The organism is Romboutsia timonensis (genome assembly GCF_900106845.1).
GTDB lineage: Bacteria > Bacillota > Clostridia > Peptostreptococcales > Peptostreptococcaceae > Romboutsia > Romboutsia timonensis.
Genome location: NZ_LT629850.1, coordinates 1,924,434 through 1,940,163, shown reverse-complemented (window position 1 = coordinate 1,940,163; position 15,730 = coordinate 1,924,434). Strand labels below are relative to the sequence as shown.

Below are 15,730 nucleotides of genomic sequence, written 5' to 3'. Positions count from 1 at the left end.
AATGTCAGTATTAGTTTGTGGTGGAGCAGGATATATAGGAAGTCATACAGTACACCAACTTATAAAAAATGGTGAAGATGTTATAATAGTAGATAATTTACAAACAGGTCATATGGATGCAGTTCATAAAGATGCAAAGTTTTGTAAGGGTGATATAAGAGATAAAGATTTTTTAAGAAGTGTATTTAAAGAAAATGATATAGAAGCAGTTATACATTTTGCTGCAAACTCTTTAGTTGGGGTGAGTATGACTGATCCTTTAAGTTACTTTGATAATAACGTATATGGAACACAGGTACTACTTGAAGTTATGGTTGAATTTGATGTTAAAAAAATAGTATTTTCATCAACAGCAGCAGTATATGGTGAGCCAAAGCAAATACCAATACTTGAAACAGATGTAACTAATCCAACTAACACTTACGGTGAAACTAAGTTAGCTATGGAAAAAATGATGAAATGGACTGATTTTGCTCATGGCATGAAGTATGTATCTCTTAGATACTTTAATGTTGCTGGAGCATTAGAAGATGGAGCTATAGGAGAGGACCATACTCCAGAAACTCATCTTATACCGCTTATACTTCAAGTTCCACTTAAGAAAAGAGAGTACATAACTGTATTTGGGGATGATTATGATACTCATGATGGTACTTGTATAAGAGACTATATACATGTTATAGACCTAGCTAATGCTCATATAAAAGCACTTAACTATTTAAGAGAAGGAAATGAAAGTAACATATTTAATTTAGGTAGTGGAAATGGATTCACTGTAAAAGAAATGATAGAAGCTGCTAAAGAAGCTACAGGTGAAGAAATAAAGGTTGTTATAGGAGAAAGACGTTTAGGAGATCCAGCAAAACTTGTTGCATCAAGCAAAAAGGCAAAAGAAATACTTGGATGGACTCCAGAATTTGATGATGTTAAGAAAATGATAGGGGATGCTTGGAATTGGCACAAAAACCATCCAAATGGATTTAACAACTAGGGGGATATTATGAATATAAATTACGAAGTTAATAGATTAATAAATTTTGCAGTTCAAAATAATTTAATAGATGAGTTAGATGCAGTTTATGCATCTAACTTATTACTAGAAGTATTAAACTTAGATGAATTTGAAGAAGTTGAAGTTGATGAAAAACTTCAAACAGCAACACCAATACTTGAAAATATGTTAGACTATGCAGTTGAAAAAGGTATGATAGAAGATACAACAACTGAAAGAGATTTATTTGATACAAAAATAATGAATGCTTTAATGCCTAGACCATCAGAAGTAATAAAAACTTTTAATGAAAAGTATAAAAACAATAAAGAAGAAGCAACGGATTACTACTATAAAATGAGTATAGCTTCAAATTATATAAGAAAAGATAGAACTGATAAAAATATAGTTTGGAAAACTCCAACAGAATATGGTGATTTAGATATAACTATAAACTTATCTAAGCCTGAAAAAGATCCAAGAGATATAGCAAAAGCAAAACTTATGAAATCTACTTCATATCCTAAATGTTTATTATGTAAACAGAATGAAGGATTTAGAGGAAATATAAATCATCCAGCTAGACAAAATCATAGAATAATACCTATGGAATTTGCAGGAGAAAATTGGTTTTTACAATACTCTCCATATGTATATTACAATGAACACTGTATAATACTTAATGCAAAACATACTCCTATGAAAATATATAGAAAGACATTTGAAAACTTATTAGGATTTGTAGAAAAATTACCACACTACTTTGCAGGTTCTAATGCAGATTTACCAATAGTTGGAGGATCAATACTTTCTCATGATCATTACCAAGGTGGACACTACACATTTGCAATGGAAGTTGCACCAATTGAAGAAACTTTTGAAGTTAAAGGATATGAAAATACTAAAGTTTATCGTGTTAAATGGCCAATGTCTGTTATAAGACTTAATGGAGAAAATAAAGAAGAAATCATAGATTTAGCAGAGCATATATTAGATAAATGGAAAAATTACTCTGATGAAAGTGTTGAAATACTACATGAAACAGATGGGGAGCCACATAATACTATAACTCCTATAGCAAGAATGAAAAATGGTAAATATGAACTTGATTTAGTACTTAGAAATAATCGCACAAATGAAGCTCATCCTATGGGAATATTCCATCCACATAGTGAAGTTCATCATATAAAGAAAGAAAATATAGGTTTAATAGAAGTTATGGGACTTGCTGTACTTCCTGCTAGACTTAAGGAAGAATTAAATACTTTAAGTGAACTTTTAGCTGCAGGAGTTAAAGATATAGATGAAAACAAAGAGTTAAATCATCATAGCGATTGGTATAAACATATAGTAGAAAATTATGACAATATAAATAAAGAAAACGTTGATAAAATACTTAGAGATGAAGTTGGTAAAAAATTCTCTATAGTACTTGAGCATGCTGGAGTATTTAAGCGTGATGAAGAAGGTATAAAAGCATTTAATAAATTTATAAACTCATTATAAGGAAATTTTAATTATGAAAACAACTATAGTAGATGTAGCAAAAGCTTGTAATGTTTCTGTAGCCACAGTGTCAAGGGTTATAAATGGAAATTATCCTGTAAAAGAAGAAACAAAAGAAAAAGTATTAAAAGTAATTGAAGAACTACAATATCAACCTAACACACAAGCTAGAGATTTAATAAAAAAGCAATCTAGTACTATAGGTGTAGTAGTTCCTAGTATTAGTAATATGTTCTTTACTAATGTTATAAATGGAATAGAGAGTTATTTTGAAAAATCAGACTACTCAATATTTTTATGTATAACTGAACATGATAAAGATAAAGAAATATCAAGAATAAATGAGCTTATATCAAGAAATGTAGCGGGTATAATAGTTGTTGACCCAGGTATAGATAATGTAGAATCGAAATATTTTGATAAAATAGCAAGATTCATACCAATGGTATTTGTAAATAGATATTCAGAAAGTTCACATATATCATCAGTATATAATGATCAGGAAAATGGATCAAGGCTTGCTATTGATTACCTTCTATCTAAAAGTCATAAAAATATTGCATTTATTCGTGGAGATAACAGTTATTCTTATGATATAAAAGAAAAAGTATATAAAGAAATGATGAAAGATATAAACAATTTCAAAGAAGAGTTTATAGTAAATATAGGTCATGGAAATAGTATACAAACAGTTAATAAAACTATGGAAAAGGGTTTAAAGTTATTAAGTTTAAATAAAGATGTAACGGGAGTATTTGCTTGTAATGATCTTATGGCTATAGGTATTATGAATGCATGTAAAAAGCTTAATATAAATATTCCAAAAGATCTGTCTATAGTTGGATATGATAATATTGAACTTAGTGAAATGATAGAGCCAAAATTAACAACAATAGATCAAAATATGTTTTTACTAGGTAAAAACTCAGCTATATTATTAAATGAAAAAATAGAAAATAATAATAAATATAGCAAGAGTATAGTACTGAATAATCATTTAATTAAAAGAGATACTTAAAACCTATGGGGAAAATTTACCCCATAGGTTTTTTATATACAAGGCAATTATATTATAAAAATACATATGGAAAGACTCTGTATAATAGATATATCAATAGTTTTATAAGTGTAAAAAATTATATTTTAAGCAATGGATTTATCTGAAATTATTTGCTAATACATCGCTTAATCTAAGCGTATTTTGTATTTATAAAAAAATTATAAAAGTTAAGGTTAAGTTAAGGTTAAAGCTAATACTAATATAAACAAAATAATTTAAGGAGGACAATATGAAACTAAATAAGAAAAACATAATATTAGCATCAATATTAGGATTAACATTAATAAGCTCTAATTTTAATTTATCCAATGCACAAGAGTTAAGCACAGAACCAAAAAATTCATATGAGCAACAACATCCAAATGGTAAGATGATGCATAGAAGGAGCATATTTGAGGAAAGTGTAGAAAAATTAGAAGTAGAAGGTGTTCTTACTCAAGATGATATAAAAAGTATAAAAGAGTATTGTAAAGAACAGATGATTAAGAAAGAAAAAGAAAAATCTATTGAACAAGTTGAACAAATGGTTAAAGATAATGTAATAACTAAAGAAAAAGGTGAAAAACTTAAACAAGCTATAACAAATAGTAAAGGAGAATAATAAGAAAAGGAACTCTTGATAATAATTCAGAGTTCCTTTCTATATATTAATGTATCATTAGATTTTTAACATTACTTCTTGTTTGATTTTTTAGTTTTATTAGATTTATTTTTTATATCTTTCTTAACAGATTTACTTTCTTTAGAATCTTTAGGTTTTCTAGTTTGTTTAAATGCAGCATCAACAAGTTTACCTTCTCTTAAATCTTTTTTCTTTATATCTATATTAAAGTTTCTCTTGTAATCTCTTATAGTAGATAGATTTTGATTAGTAACGATTGATATAGCATCACCTTTTCTATTTCCTCTAGCAGTTCTACCACATCTGTGAACATATTCATTTTTTCCTGGTGGGAAATCTAAGTTAAATACATGAGTAACATCAACTATATCAAGACCACGAGCAGATAAATCTGAAGAAACTAATATTTTAGATTTTCCTATTTTAAAGCTATTTAAAGCATTTTTTCTATCTTCTTTAGTCATTCTACCATATATACCAACAGCTTTGTAGCTATGATAGTTTAATTTTGCAGTTATAACCTCTATACTATCTTCGTCATTAACAAAAACTATTGCACGTTTTGGATTAGTAGCGGCTATAGCTTTTCTAAGTAATGTAAACTTATTACGTCTATCTCCATGTAAATACATATGATTTATATTTGGATTTATAGGCTCTTCATCTATTTTTATAACTTCAGGCTCTTTCATTACATTGTTTAATATATCTAAAGCGGTTTCATTTAAACTAGCTGAAAATCCTAGAAGCTGTCTATCTCTTAATGTAGTTTTAATTATGTCCTTTACAACTGATACATTATTTCCGCTAAGTAAGCTATCAACTTCATCAAGTATTATAGTTTTTATAGTGTGTGCTTTTAATTTTTTTTGCTTTATTAAATCTAAAACTCTACCAGAAGTACCAATTACTATATGAGGCTTTATAGCTTTTATATTTTTTATTTGCTTTTGAATATTTACTTCTCCTATTAAGGAAAATGCAGTAATGTCCAATTTAGAATTAGATGATAAAAGTTTTGCTTGCTCTGTTATTTGCATAACTAATTCATGAGTTGGAGCAAGTATTAAAACTTGAGTTTCTCTTTTTGTAGAATCTATTTTTTCAAACATTGGAAGTAAATATGATAGAGTTTTACCACTTCCAGTTTGTGCATTTACTATTAAATCTTTATTATCAAGTATTTTGTTTATAGTAAGGCTTTGAACCTTAGTAGGCTCTGTTATATTTTGTTTTTTTAAGCCATCAATTAAATTATTATTTAAGTTTAATTCTTTAAATGTAGTCATATATTTCTCCTTAATTATTTATATATATCTAATTATACACATATTACATCAAAAATTACACTAAATAAAAGATAAAATAATATTTTATAATAGTAAGTTATTATAAAAATAATCTTTAATGTAGAAAAGTTATACTTAGTATTAACTATAGTATTTTGTACATAGTTAATATTATTATTAATAATTAAACTTAAATTTGTACAAAATACTATAAAGGCTAAATATCATTATTTAATTAAATTTTAGATAAAATTTAATTAAAAATATCACAAGGTATAAAAAAATTTCATAAAATATGGTAAAATGTACAATGTATACAATTATTAATTCAAATACACTTTATAGGGAGGACAATAATGAAAAAGAATAAAGTTGTAATAGTTGGAACAGGTATGGTAGGTATGAGTTATGCTTACTCTATGGTAAATCAAGGTACATGTGAAGAATTAGTTTTAATAGATATAGATAAAAAGCGTGCAGAAGGAGAAGCAATAGACTTAAATCATGGTCTTAGTTTTGCACCTAGAAAAATGAATATATATGCTGGAGATTATAGTGATTGTAAGGATGCATATCTAATATGTATAACAGCAGGAGCTATACAGCTAGAAGGTGAAACTAGACTAGATCTACTTCATAAAAACACTAAGATAATGAAATCTATTATGAGTGAAATAAAAAAATCAGGATTTGATGGTATAATATTAGTTGCTTCAAATCCAGTTGATATAATGACTTATGTTTGCTGGAAATTATCAGGATATGATAAATCAAAGGTAATTGGTTCAGGAACTACATTAGACTCAGCAAGACTTAGATATACATTAGGTGAACGATTAGATGTAAATCCAAAAGATATAAATGCATATGTTATGGGAGAGCATGGTGATTCTCAATTTGTAGCATGGAGTTATGCATTATGTGGAGTTCAACCAATATATCAAATAGCATCAAGAAAAGATAGTAAAATAAAATTTGAAGATTTAGAAAATATTGAAGATGAAGTTAGAAATATAGCTTATAAAATAATAGAATGTAAAAAATCAACATATTATGGTATAGGTATGGCTTTAACAAGAATAACTAAGGCAATACTTGAAAATGAAAATAGTGTGCTTACAGTATCATCATATTTAAATGGAGAGTATGGTCATGATGATGTATATATTGCCGTACCAAGTATAGTTAATGAAGATGGTGTAAGAGAAGTTATTCATCTTCCGCTAGATATTGAAGAGAAAGAAAAATTAGATAAATCTATTGAGATAATGAAAGAAAATATAAATAAGTTAGATATATAATAAAAATAAGAAGTTGAGATATTCTCAACTTCTTATTTTTATTATAATTATAAAAACTATTAATTTAAATATATATTAATTAAAAGTAGATATATTACTAGATTATTTTTATGTCGAAAATATCTTGCTCTATGAAAACGATACCAAAATTGCCTATATTTTCTAATTTTGATATAATTATCAAGGTAAAATATACAATAATAAAAGGTGGGGAACTAAAATGATAGGAAATAAGGAGAGCTTAATAGGCTCATTGTTAAATGGTGGGAGTGTATACAGATTAAAATGTAAAAATTGTGAATCTGTATCAGTTCAAATAACAGAAAATAGTGAACCAGATTATACATGTCTTGAATGTGGGGGTAGATGTGTTATATTTAAGGAATTTTTAGCAGATAAGGAAGACGTTATCTTCTCGATGATAGGGATAAGAGATTAAAATATAAATTTATAAGTATAAAATACCCTATATAGATAATAGTTATATATAAGCTATATAGGGTTATTATATATTTATATTTTTTTTATATAATATACAATCATGATAATGCTTCCAAATAAAGCATCTATCATATCATTCATAGTGTCGGTAAGTCCTCCTTGTTGAGTATTCATTTTGAAGATTGTATCTAATGAATATTCGACAATTTCACAAATAGATGCAAATCCCATTGCAAAAAAGAATAGTAGAATTATTACTAATAATTTACTATTAAAATTACTTATTTCAATGGTTTTAATAATATTAAAGCCAATCTTAACAGTTATAAATCCAGACCAAAAGTGCAAAAAATCATCATAGTGTTTTATACTATCGTAAAGTCTAAATGAAGATCCAAAAACTAAGCAAAATAGTATGAATAAACTTCCAACTATATATAGACTATTATCCAATATAAGTAAGTTTTTAGAATAAGCCCATCTAAGAATTAAATTGATGATAAATGCAACTGTAGGTAGAGCTGCATTTTTATAATCTTTATTAAATAAAAAATATCCTATGGAAGCTAGATATATTATACAGATAGCTGTATCAAAATAATTTATTTTTTTTAACCTCATATTATACCAACCTCTTTATTTATTTAATTAAATATATTTTATGCAATAAATTAAAAATTCATAAAAATTAATGGTATTTTTATTATATGTAGGATTATTAATATTTATTTGAATTTTTAGATGTCATTTATATTTTTTGATAATTAAATAAAAATATTACTTAAATGAAAGAACTAATCTATATACAATAACTAGATAGATTTGTGTAAGTATAAATGTTTAAATAAAGATAAAGAAATACTTTATATTAATAGATACAATAAATTAAAAAAATAAAATTTAATATAGTAAAATTATCTATATTTATTTTAGTTAATATTAAAAAAATCTATTTTAGAGATTACTAAGTACCTATAATAATATAAATATATAGATTTATATTATTATAGGGGGATACTATGGATGATGAAATATTAAAAAATGAGTTAAGTTTAGATAAAAGAAAACTTTTAAATAAATATAACTTAACTTGTTCAGAAGATTATATATGGGAGTTTAGGCATAGCAAATATCATACAGTAAAATATTTCTCTCATAAGTTTGCAAAAAAGCATTCTACATTGGCTTTAGTTTTTTATATAAATAGATTATGTTATGCTAAAATTAAGTATTTTGAAGAAAATTTTTATAAATATGAATCATATAAATATATTTTTAAAAACGGATTTTCTAAATGTGATATATATGATATGGAATTTTTATTTCATAAACCAAGCAAAAACTTTATTGATATTAGAAGTTTAAGAGAAATAAGGAGTATTGAAGAGTTTAGACAATTTTGTAGTAAATTAGAAGAATTTGAGTAATATATTGTATATAAAATAGAGGATAATAATATTGTTATCCTCTATTTTGTATATCAAAAATAATAATGTAAATAATAAATTTATAAAATAAAAAAGGAGAGAATATATGGGAAATGCTAAACTTCAGTACGTACAGGGTAGACCTATATTTACTAATATAAATGAACATAAAAATCAGTATCCGTATCTTACAAAAAATATAGATACAGATGTGTGTATAATAGGAGGAGGTATTACAGGTGCTATAACGTCATATTATTTTTCAAAAGAGAATATAAGTTGTGTATTATTAGAAAAAAGAAGAATTGCTCATTTGAGCACAAGTGTTACAACATCATTATTACAATATGAATTAGATGATAATTTATCTGATTTGACAGAATATATTGATTTAGAAGATGCTATAAGAGCATATAATTTAGGGCTTATAGCGTTAGATGAGATAGATAAGTTTATAAAAGAATATGGAAATAATTGTGATTATAAAAAAAGAGATACTTTATTGTATACAGCAAAAAAAGATGAAATAAATGCTATAAAAATAGAGTATGATTATAGAAAGAATAATAATTTTGATGTTGAATACATAAATGAAGATAATAATAAGTTCAGTTTTGACTTAAAAGCAGGAATATTATCTAAAAATGGTGGAGCAGAAATTGATCCATATAAATTTACACATGAATTATTAAATATATCACAAAATAATGGACTAAAAGTATATGAAAATACAGAAGTAATAGATTTAAAGTACTATAAAGATTATATAGAGGTAATAACTGAATTTGGAAATATCGTAAAAGCTAAAAAAGTGATAGTGGCAACTGGATATAACACAAAGCTATTTACAAATAGAAATTTTGCAACTAAAACAACAACATTTAATATAGCTACAAAGCCAGTTAAAAACTTTGATGGATGGTATGAAAAGGTACTAATAAGAGATAATTGTGATCCTTACAACTATTTAAGAACAACATCTGATAATAGAATTATTATTGGTGGAGAAGATGTAGACTTTGTACCAGATATATTTGATGAAAAACTTGCAAATAAAAAGTATGATATACTAGAAAATAGATTAAAAAATATGTTTAAAAATATAAAAGATATAGAAGTTGATTATAAATATTGTGGAACATTCGCATCAACTTTAGATAATTTAGGGTTTATAGGAGAAGATACTAAGCATAATAATTTATGGTATAATTTAGGTTATGGTGCAAATGGAATACTATTTGCAATACTTGGAGGAATGATGTTAAGTAAGTTATATCATGGAGAAAAAGATAAAGATATGAGACTATTTAAAGTAGATAGATTTGATAATTAATAAATAATGGCATAAATAGAATTTATGCCATTATTTATTTTATCCAAGAGCAACATCTAAAATCATCATAAGTGTAAATCCTATTATTATACCTACTGTTGTTAAATTTTTATTTTCTAAGCAGGCTTCAGGTATTAGCTCAGATGAAACAACGCCAATCATAGCACCAGCAGAAAATGCTAAAAGTATAGGTAATACAGCCCTCATAGCTATAGCCATAAAAACACCTAAAACACCAGATATAGGTTCAACAAGTCCTGATGCTTGACCGTAAAAGAAACTCTTTACAACTGGAAAACCTTCACGTCTTAAAGGTAGTGATACGGCAGCACCTTCAGGAAAGTTTTGAAGACCTATACCTATAGCTAAAAGGATTGCACTGGCAACTGTACACCCAGGAATTCCAAGTGCAGCACCACCAAAAGCTACTCCAACAGCTAATCCTTCTGGGATATTGTGAAGTGTAACTGCTAAAACTAATAAAATACTCTTTTTATAAGACTTAAATCTCATACCATCTTCTACCTTTAAATCTTTAAAAGTAAACTTATCTAAAAATTTATCTGATAAAACTATAAAAAATCCACCTAGAATAAATCCTAATGAAGGTATTAACCAAGAATTATACCCTAAATCATCGCAAAGATCTATTGCAGGACTGAGTAAAGACCAAAAGCTAGCTGCAATCATAACACCTGCACCAAATCCTAACATAGAATTTAATATACTTTTTTTTACATCTTTAAAGAAAAATACAACACTAGCACCTAATGCAGTAATGGACCAAGTAAATAAAGTTGCCAAAAGGCCTTGCAGTATAGGATTAAGAGATAAAAACCAAGTCATTATATTGTCACCTCATAAAAAATTTATAATAGAACTACTATTTTTATAATATGAAAAATAGTTAAGGGTGTTACAAAGAGAAAATATAAGTAAAAATACCTACGCATAAAATATATATAATTAAAGATAATTATAATAATGATTTAAACTGTTTTAATTTATTTTTATCAATTAGTTTAGTAGGTAGAGCACCTAACTTTTACTCAGGGTGTCTTGCGTTAAACTCCATTCATCACATAAATTACATAGAATAGTTGATTAGATTCACCTATAGATGTAAATAAATAGACTAATTTCGTAATAATATATGATGAGGTGTAAATATGAATTTACTTTATGAAAACTTAAATGATATAAAATTAGTATTTAGAAATTTCTTAAAATGGTTTGTTTTATCATTAATATCAGGTATAGGAGTTGGAACTGTAATTACATTATTTTTAAAAAGCCTTCAATATGCAACTAATGTTAGAGAAAATAATGAATGGATGTTGTATTTACTCCCTTTTGGAGGCGCTTTAGTAAGTTATTTATACTTTAAATATGGAAAAGATTCATCAAAAGGAAATAATTTAATAATAGAAAGAATTAATGAAGGTAAGGGACATATACCATTTAGAATGGCACCTTTAGTATTCTTTGGAACATTTATAACACATTTATTTGGAGGCTCAGCTGGACGAGAAGGTACAGGAGTACAAATAGGAGCAAGTATTTGTGCTAGGATAGGAGAGATACTAAAATTAAACAAATTAGACTTAACAATTATTATTACTAGTGGTGTAAGTAGTGGCTTTGGTGTTGTATTTGGAACGCCGATTGCAGGAACTATATTTGGGTTAGAGGTAAGCTCTGTAGGTAAAATGAGATATGAAGCTATTATTCCATGTCTTATATCTAGTTATATAGGTAATTATATTGCTACTTTATTTAATGTACAGCACAGTCATTATCATATGGTAGATGTATCTAGTAAAGATCCAGTTATATTTTATAAAGTAATATTATGTGCTATATTATTTGGATTAGTTAGTAAAGTATTTGCAGAGTTTACTCATTTTTTAAAAAAAGTATTCTCAGATAAAATACAAAACACATCTGTAAAGAGTTTTATTGGTGGAATTATAATTATAATTTTAATATTATTAATAGGAAATAGGATGTATTTAGGTCTTAGCTTAGAATTGTTAGAAAAATCATTTGAAAGTCCTGTTATACCATATGCATTTATAATAAAGCTACTATTAACATCAATTACACTTGCTACGGGATTTCAGGGCGGTGAAGTAACTCCATTGTTTGTAATAGGAGCAACATTAGGTAATTTTTTAGCTAATATAGTTGGGCTACCCATATCATTTTTAGCAGGAATTGGAATGATAGGTGTGTTTTGTGGTGGAACAAAAACACCTTTGGCATCATTTGTTATGGGACTTGAGATATTTGGAGGAGGAAATATAAAATATATATTTGTGGCATGTGTTATAAGCTATGTATTTTCTGGGAAAAGTGTAATATATACATCACAAAAAAATATAACAATAGAATAATATCATAGTTTTATATTAAATAATTATATAAGTATATAATAAATTTTAAGTTTACAAAATATATTGGCACATGGTAATATTTAAGTATAAATAAAAAGGCGATGGAGTTCGCCATTAAATGCGAAAGCTAATGACTCCTACTCTTAAATTTAAGGGTAGGAGTCTATTTATTTGCAAAAAAGGAGGAGATTATGATTTTATTAGTAAGCCTATTAATAATAGGGATTATAGCAACATATAGTGGAAAAATAGCAGAAAAGTTTAAGTTACCAGCACTTATAGGTATGATGGTACTTGGAATTATTATAGGGCCTTCATTTTTAAATGTAGTTCCTAATAACACTTTAGAAATAGCATCAATTATAAAAGATATAGCTTTAGTTACTGTATTATTTATAGCAGGACTAGGAATTAGCTTATCTAATATAAAACAAATAGGAAGGCCAGCAATACTTTTAAGTATACTTCCAGCAACACTTGAAGGTTTTGCAATAGCATTTTTATCTATGAAGTTTTTAGGGTTTACATTTATTCAAGGTTCAATACTAGGCTTTATAATAGCAGCAGTATCACCTGCAGTACTTATACCATCAATGGTATCTTTAATAGAAAGAAAAATTGGTCAAGATAAAGCTATACCACAAATGTTATTAGTTGGAGCGAGTGCTGATGATACGATAGCTATAACATTATTTACAACATTTTTAGGTATATATATTCAAAGTAATAGTGGAGAAAATATTTCTATAGCCACAAATATTATATCAATACCTATAACTGTTTTAATAAGTATATTGTTTGGATTTATAGCATTTAAATTAAGTAAGAGTATAATACAAAATACAGATAATAAGCATTTAAAAACTATGATAGCTTTTTTTATATGTTTATCAATAAGATTTATAGAAAAAAACTTAGAAATAGAGATACTTAACTCACTACTTAGCATCATGGTATATGGATTTTTTATAAGAAACTATATAAAAGAAGATGCTAAATATATATTAGGTAACATGAATAATATATGGAAATATGGTAAATTATATTTATTTACATTTGTTGGAATGGCAGTTAATCCAACATTAGTAGGAAAATATTTCTTTATAGGTGTGGTTATACTAACATGTTCTTTATTTATACGTTCTATAGGAGTAATTATGGCATTAACTGGCACAAATTTAAGCAAAAAAGAAAAATTATTTTGTGTTATAGCATATCTTCCAAAGGCAACGGTTCAATCTGCAAAAGCATCTATACCACTTCAAATGGGAATAGCAGGAGGAGATGTAATGCAAGCTATTGCTATACTTAGTGTATTAATTACAGCACCTATAGGTGCTATCGGTATAAATCTGACATGTGAAAAATTACTTCATACTGAAAGTAAAATAATAAACATAGAAGAAGGTTTATCATATAAATAGAAAAAATACTTGCTCAAATTTATAATTTGAGCAAGTATTTTTTTAATCTAGTATACTATATAGAACTGCATTAACTATTGATAGTAATATAGATGCCCATATGGCACTAAAGAATCCATAAAGAGCAACATTAGAAACCATCATAAAAGATAGTTTTAAAACTAATGCATTAATAACTAAAGAAAATAAACCTAAAGTTAAAAATGTTATGGGAAAAGATAAGAATTTTAGTATTGGTTTAACTGTTGAATTAAGTAAACCTAATATTATTGTAAGAATTAATAGTGATTTAAAAGACCCTATATACATACTATCCATTAAGTTTGATACTACATACAAAGATATAGCATTGATAACTATAAATAGTGATACTTTTTTCATTTTTAACATCCTTTCTTTTAAAGCTCTAAATATATATAAATATTATAGAGTATTATAGCACAATGTTTATAAAAGCATCTATATTCTATATTATGGAAAATATATATTAACTATGATATAATTTTTAAATAGTATCTAAAACTAAATTAAAAATTAATGATTTAGTAGAACATAAAAATTAAACAATTTATTTTAGAAATTTATATTAAATAATATATTAATATGACAAAATATAGCATTGAAGTGAATATGTTGCCGAAAGTTATAAGTTTAGTATATTATAATTAAGTATCTAATAAATAATAGGAGAAAGAGTATGCTAAATTTAACTAAAACTCAAAAAATATGTATACAGTATGGTTTTTTACTACTTTTAATATGTATGACGGTTTATTTAGTATCGACAACGCTAGATATTACATTAATACCTATGATTATGAAGTTAGTTAATAAAAAGTTTATATTTATTGGTTTTTTAATAATGGTACTTTATATTATATTAGAATGTACAATAATAAATATATTAATAAAAACTATACAAAAAACAAAAGTAAGATTTTTAGCTGTTAAAATAGCTATGATGGGATTTTATTATAACTTAGTAACACCATTTGCTTCGGGTAGTCAACCGATGCAAATTTACGCATTAAATAAATATGATATAAATCTTAGTAAATCTATAGCTATAGTTACAAATAAAACAGTATTATTTCAAACTGTAGTAACAATATATAGTGCGGTTATAATATTTTTAAATATAGAAGTACTTAAAAATGAATTACCTTCTATGTTAGTATTAATGAGTATAGGTATGATAATGAATATAGTTTCTTTATTAGGAGGTATGTTAATACTACTAACTCCTAATACTATGAAAATAATAGTTAAAGTTATAGTTAATATACTATATAGATTAAATATATTTAAATCACTAAATAAAAAAATACATACTATAAATAAATTTATTGATGAATATAGTTATTCAATAAAATTATTTATTAAAAATAAAAAAGCACTATTTTTGAGTATAATACTTACAATAATACAACTTACAGTATTTTTTAGTATATCTTATTGTGTTTATAAAGCATTTAATTTAAATGGATTAAGTCTTTTTGATGTTTTAGCACTTCAAGTGTTTTTATATATGTCAGTTTCTCCTATTCCGACACCTGGAAATGTTGGGGCAAATGAAGTTGCATTTCTTACCATATTTTCCAATGTATTTCCTGGAAAGATAATAGGATATTCTGTATTTTTATATAGTATTTATGTTTATTATTTTTTAGTCGTAGTTTGTGGATTGTTTACAATACATACTCATTATCATATGAATAAACGAAAAAATAAAAATAGAAATTACAGTTTATAGAGGCTTTTAAAGCCTCTCAGATTGTAGACAAAATAGCCATTTTTAACTTATATAAAATGGCTATTTTCTTTTTTACAAAGATTTTTAGTGATAATATACTAAAAATAGGCGTAAGCCTTAGATTATTGGATGTATCTTTCCACATCCAATTAGCTAATTTTTTTAGATTCATGCATGAGAAAATAAG

15 protein-coding genes and 1 riboswitch are annotated in these 15,730 nt (G+C 25.8%); of the genes, 11 read left to right on the top strand and 4 right to left on the bottom strand.

Translation table 11 applies throughout. The features are described 5' to 3' along the window. Window position 1: 1 nt before the first annotated feature. From galE to BN7997_RS11825, 4 genes are all read left to right on the top strand, one after another. A complete protein-coding gene (galE, locus tag BN7997_RS11840) occupies window positions 2-991 on the top strand; it encodes a UDP-glucose 4-epimerase GalE (protein ID WP_071120977.1) in 990 nt (329 codons plus the stop codon). A 9-nt stretch (window positions 992-1,000) separates the two neighbouring features. Next, window positions 1,001-2,497, top strand: a complete 1,497-nt coding sequence (galT, locus tag BN7997_RS11835; RefSeq protein ID WP_143023204.1) for a UDP-glucose--hexose-1-phosphate uridylyltransferase — start codon at window positions 1,001-1,003, stop codon at window positions 2,495-2,497. Window positions 2,498-2,510: 13 nt separating this feature from the next. Then, complete coding sequence (locus tag BN7997_RS11830) at window positions 2,511-3,515, top strand: LacI family DNA-binding transcriptional regulator (RefSeq protein ID WP_071120975.1); 1,005 nt, start codon at window positions 2,511-2,513, stop codon at window positions 3,513-3,515. A gap of 271 nt (window positions 3,516-3,786) precedes the next feature. Beyond that, window positions 3,787-4,158, top strand: coding sequence for a hypothetical protein (locus tag BN7997_RS11825; RefSeq protein ID WP_071120974.1), 372 nt, complete (start codon window positions 3,787-3,789; stop codon window positions 4,156-4,158). A gap of 71 nt (window positions 4,159-4,229) precedes the next feature. On the opposite strand, the gene BN7997_RS11820 is transcribed toward BN7997_RS11825, so the two are convergent. Next, window positions 4,230-5,468 carry a DEAD/DEAH box helicase gene (locus BN7997_RS11820; RefSeq protein ID WP_071120973.1) on the bottom strand — a complete coding sequence of 413 codons (1,239 nt, stop codon included), beginning with the start codon at window positions 5,466-5,468 and terminating at the stop codon, window positions 4,230-4,232. A gap of 356 nt (window positions 5,469-5,824) precedes the next feature. Between BN7997_RS11820 and BN7997_RS11815 the strand changes: the two genes are divergently transcribed. After that, window positions 5,825-6,769 (top strand): L-lactate dehydrogenase, encoded by a 945-nt coding sequence (locus tag BN7997_RS11815; protein ID WP_071120972.1) that lies wholly within the window; start codon window positions 5,825-5,827, stop codon window positions 6,767-6,769. Window positions 6,770-6,989: 220 nt separating this feature from the next. Beyond that, the gene (locus tag BN7997_RS11810; protein ID WP_071120971.1) at window positions 6,990-7,208 is read left to right on the top strand and encodes a hypothetical protein; all 219 of its coding nucleotides are present in this window, start codon (window positions 6,990-6,992) and stop codon (window positions 7,206-7,208) included. 74 nt (window positions 7,209-7,282) lie between these two features. Here BN7997_RS11810 and BN7997_RS11805 read toward each other — a convergent pair whose 3' ends face one another. Beyond that, window positions 7,283-7,831 carry a DUF2238 domain-containing protein gene (locus tag BN7997_RS11805; RefSeq protein ID WP_071120970.1) on the bottom strand — a complete coding sequence of 183 codons (549 nt, stop codon included), beginning with the start codon at window positions 7,829-7,831 and terminating at the stop codon, window positions 7,283-7,285. Window positions 7,832-8,229: 398 nt separating this feature from the next. Between BN7997_RS11805 and BN7997_RS11800 the strand changes: the two genes are divergently transcribed. Further along, the gene (locus BN7997_RS11800; protein WP_071120969.1) at window positions 8,230-8,637 is read left to right on the top strand and encodes a hypothetical protein; all 408 of its coding nucleotides are present in this window, start codon (window positions 8,230-8,232) and stop codon (window positions 8,635-8,637) included. A 106-nt stretch (window positions 8,638-8,743) separates the two neighbouring features. Next, a complete protein-coding gene (locus BN7997_RS11795) occupies window positions 8,744-9,970 on the top strand; it encodes an NAD(P)/FAD-dependent oxidoreductase (protein ID WP_071120968.1) in 1,227 nt (408 codons plus the stop codon). Window positions 9,971-10,009: 39 nt separating this feature from the next. On the opposite strand, the gene BN7997_RS11790 is transcribed toward BN7997_RS11795, so the two are convergent. Then, window positions 10,010-10,816, bottom strand: coding sequence for a ZIP family metal transporter (locus BN7997_RS11790; RefSeq protein WP_071120967.1), 807 nt, complete (start codon window positions 10,814-10,816; stop codon window positions 10,010-10,012). Window positions 10,817-11,139: 323 nt separating this feature from the next. On the opposite strand from BN7997_RS11790, the gene BN7997_RS11785 reads away from it, so the two are divergent. Together BN7997_RS11785 and BN7997_RS11780 are read left to right on the top strand one after the other, a co-directional pair. After that, the gene (locus tag BN7997_RS11785) at window positions 11,140-12,366 is read left to right on the top strand and encodes a voltage-gated chloride channel family protein (RefSeq protein ID WP_071120966.1); all 1,227 of its coding nucleotides are present in this window, start codon (window positions 11,140-11,142) and stop codon (window positions 12,364-12,366) included. An 88-nt stretch (window positions 12,367-12,454) separates the two neighbouring features. Continuing rightward, window positions 12,455-12,513, top strand: a riboswitch (Fluoride riboswitch). Between the two features lie 44 nt (window positions 12,514-12,557). Further along, window positions 12,558-13,790 carry a cation:proton antiporter gene (locus tag BN7997_RS11780; protein WP_071120965.1) on the top strand — a complete coding sequence of 411 codons (1,233 nt, stop codon included), beginning with the start codon at window positions 12,558-12,560 and terminating at the stop codon, window positions 13,788-13,790. 42 nt (window positions 13,791-13,832) lie between these two features. Here BN7997_RS11780 and BN7997_RS11775 read toward each other — a convergent pair whose 3' ends face one another. Beyond that, window positions 13,833-14,171 carry a phage holin family protein gene (locus BN7997_RS11775; RefSeq protein WP_071120964.1) on the bottom strand — a complete coding sequence of 113 codons (339 nt, stop codon included), beginning with the start codon at window positions 14,169-14,171 and terminating at the stop codon, window positions 13,833-13,835. Between the two features lie 316 nt (window positions 14,172-14,487). On the opposite strand from BN7997_RS11775, the gene BN7997_RS11770 reads away from it, so the two are divergent. Continuing rightward, entirely contained in the window at window positions 14,488-15,543 is a 1,056-nt protein-coding gene (locus BN7997_RS11770) for a lysylphosphatidylglycerol synthase transmembrane domain-containing protein (RefSeq protein WP_071120963.1), read from the top strand. Window positions 15,544-15,730: the final 187 nt, after the last annotated feature.

Bases quoted from the DNA above. Each gene is read 5' to 3' on its own strand.
- galE (WP_071120977.1), top strand. From the start codon at position 2: ATGTCAGTATTAGTTTGTGGTGGAGCAGGATATATAGGAAGTCATACA.
- galT (WP_143023204.1), top strand. From the start codon at position 1,001: ATGAATATAAATTACGAAGTTAATAGATTAATAAATTTTGCAGTTCAA.
- BN7997_RS11830 (WP_071120975.1), top strand. From the start codon at position 2,511: ATGAAAACAACTATAGTAGATGTAGCAAAAGCTTGTAATGTTTCTGTA.
- BN7997_RS11825 (WP_071120974.1), top strand. From the start codon at position 3,787: ATGAAACTAAATAAGAAAAACATAATATTAGCATCAATATTAGGATTA.
- BN7997_RS11820 (WP_071120973.1), bottom strand. From the start codon at position 5,468: ATGACTACATTTAAAGAATTAAACTTAAATAATAATTTAATTGATGGC.
- BN7997_RS11815 (WP_071120972.1), top strand. From the start codon at position 5,825: ATGAAAAAGAATAAAGTTGTAATAGTTGGAACAGGTATGGTAGGTATG.
- BN7997_RS11810 (WP_071120971.1), top strand. From the start codon at position 6,990: ATGATAGGAAATAAGGAGAGCTTAATAGGCTCATTGTTAAATGGTGGG.
- BN7997_RS11805 (WP_071120970.1), bottom strand. From the start codon at position 7,831: ATGAGGTTAAAAAAAATAAATTATTTTGATACAGCTATCTGTATAATA.
- BN7997_RS11800 (WP_071120969.1), top strand. From the start codon at position 8,230: ATGGATGATGAAATATTAAAAAATGAGTTAAGTTTAGATAAAAGAAAA.
- BN7997_RS11795 (WP_071120968.1), top strand. From the start codon at position 8,744: ATGGGAAATGCTAAACTTCAGTACGTACAGGGTAGACCTATATTTACT.
- BN7997_RS11790 (WP_071120967.1), bottom strand. From the start codon at position 10,816: ATGACTTGGTTTTTATCTCTTAATCCTATACTGCAAGGCCTTTTGGCA.
- BN7997_RS11785 (WP_071120966.1), top strand. From the start codon at position 11,140: ATGAATTTACTTTATGAAAACTTAAATGATATAAAATTAGTATTTAGA.
- BN7997_RS11780 (WP_071120965.1), top strand. From the start codon at position 12,558: ATGATTTTATTAGTAAGCCTATTAATAATAGGGATTATAGCAACATAT.
- BN7997_RS11775 (WP_071120964.1), bottom strand. From the start codon at position 14,171: ATGAAAAAAGTATCACTATTTATAGTTATCAATGCTATATCTTTGTAT.
- BN7997_RS11770 (WP_071120963.1), top strand. From the start codon at position 14,488: ATGCTAAATTTAACTAAAACTCAAAAAATATGTATACAGTATGGTTTT.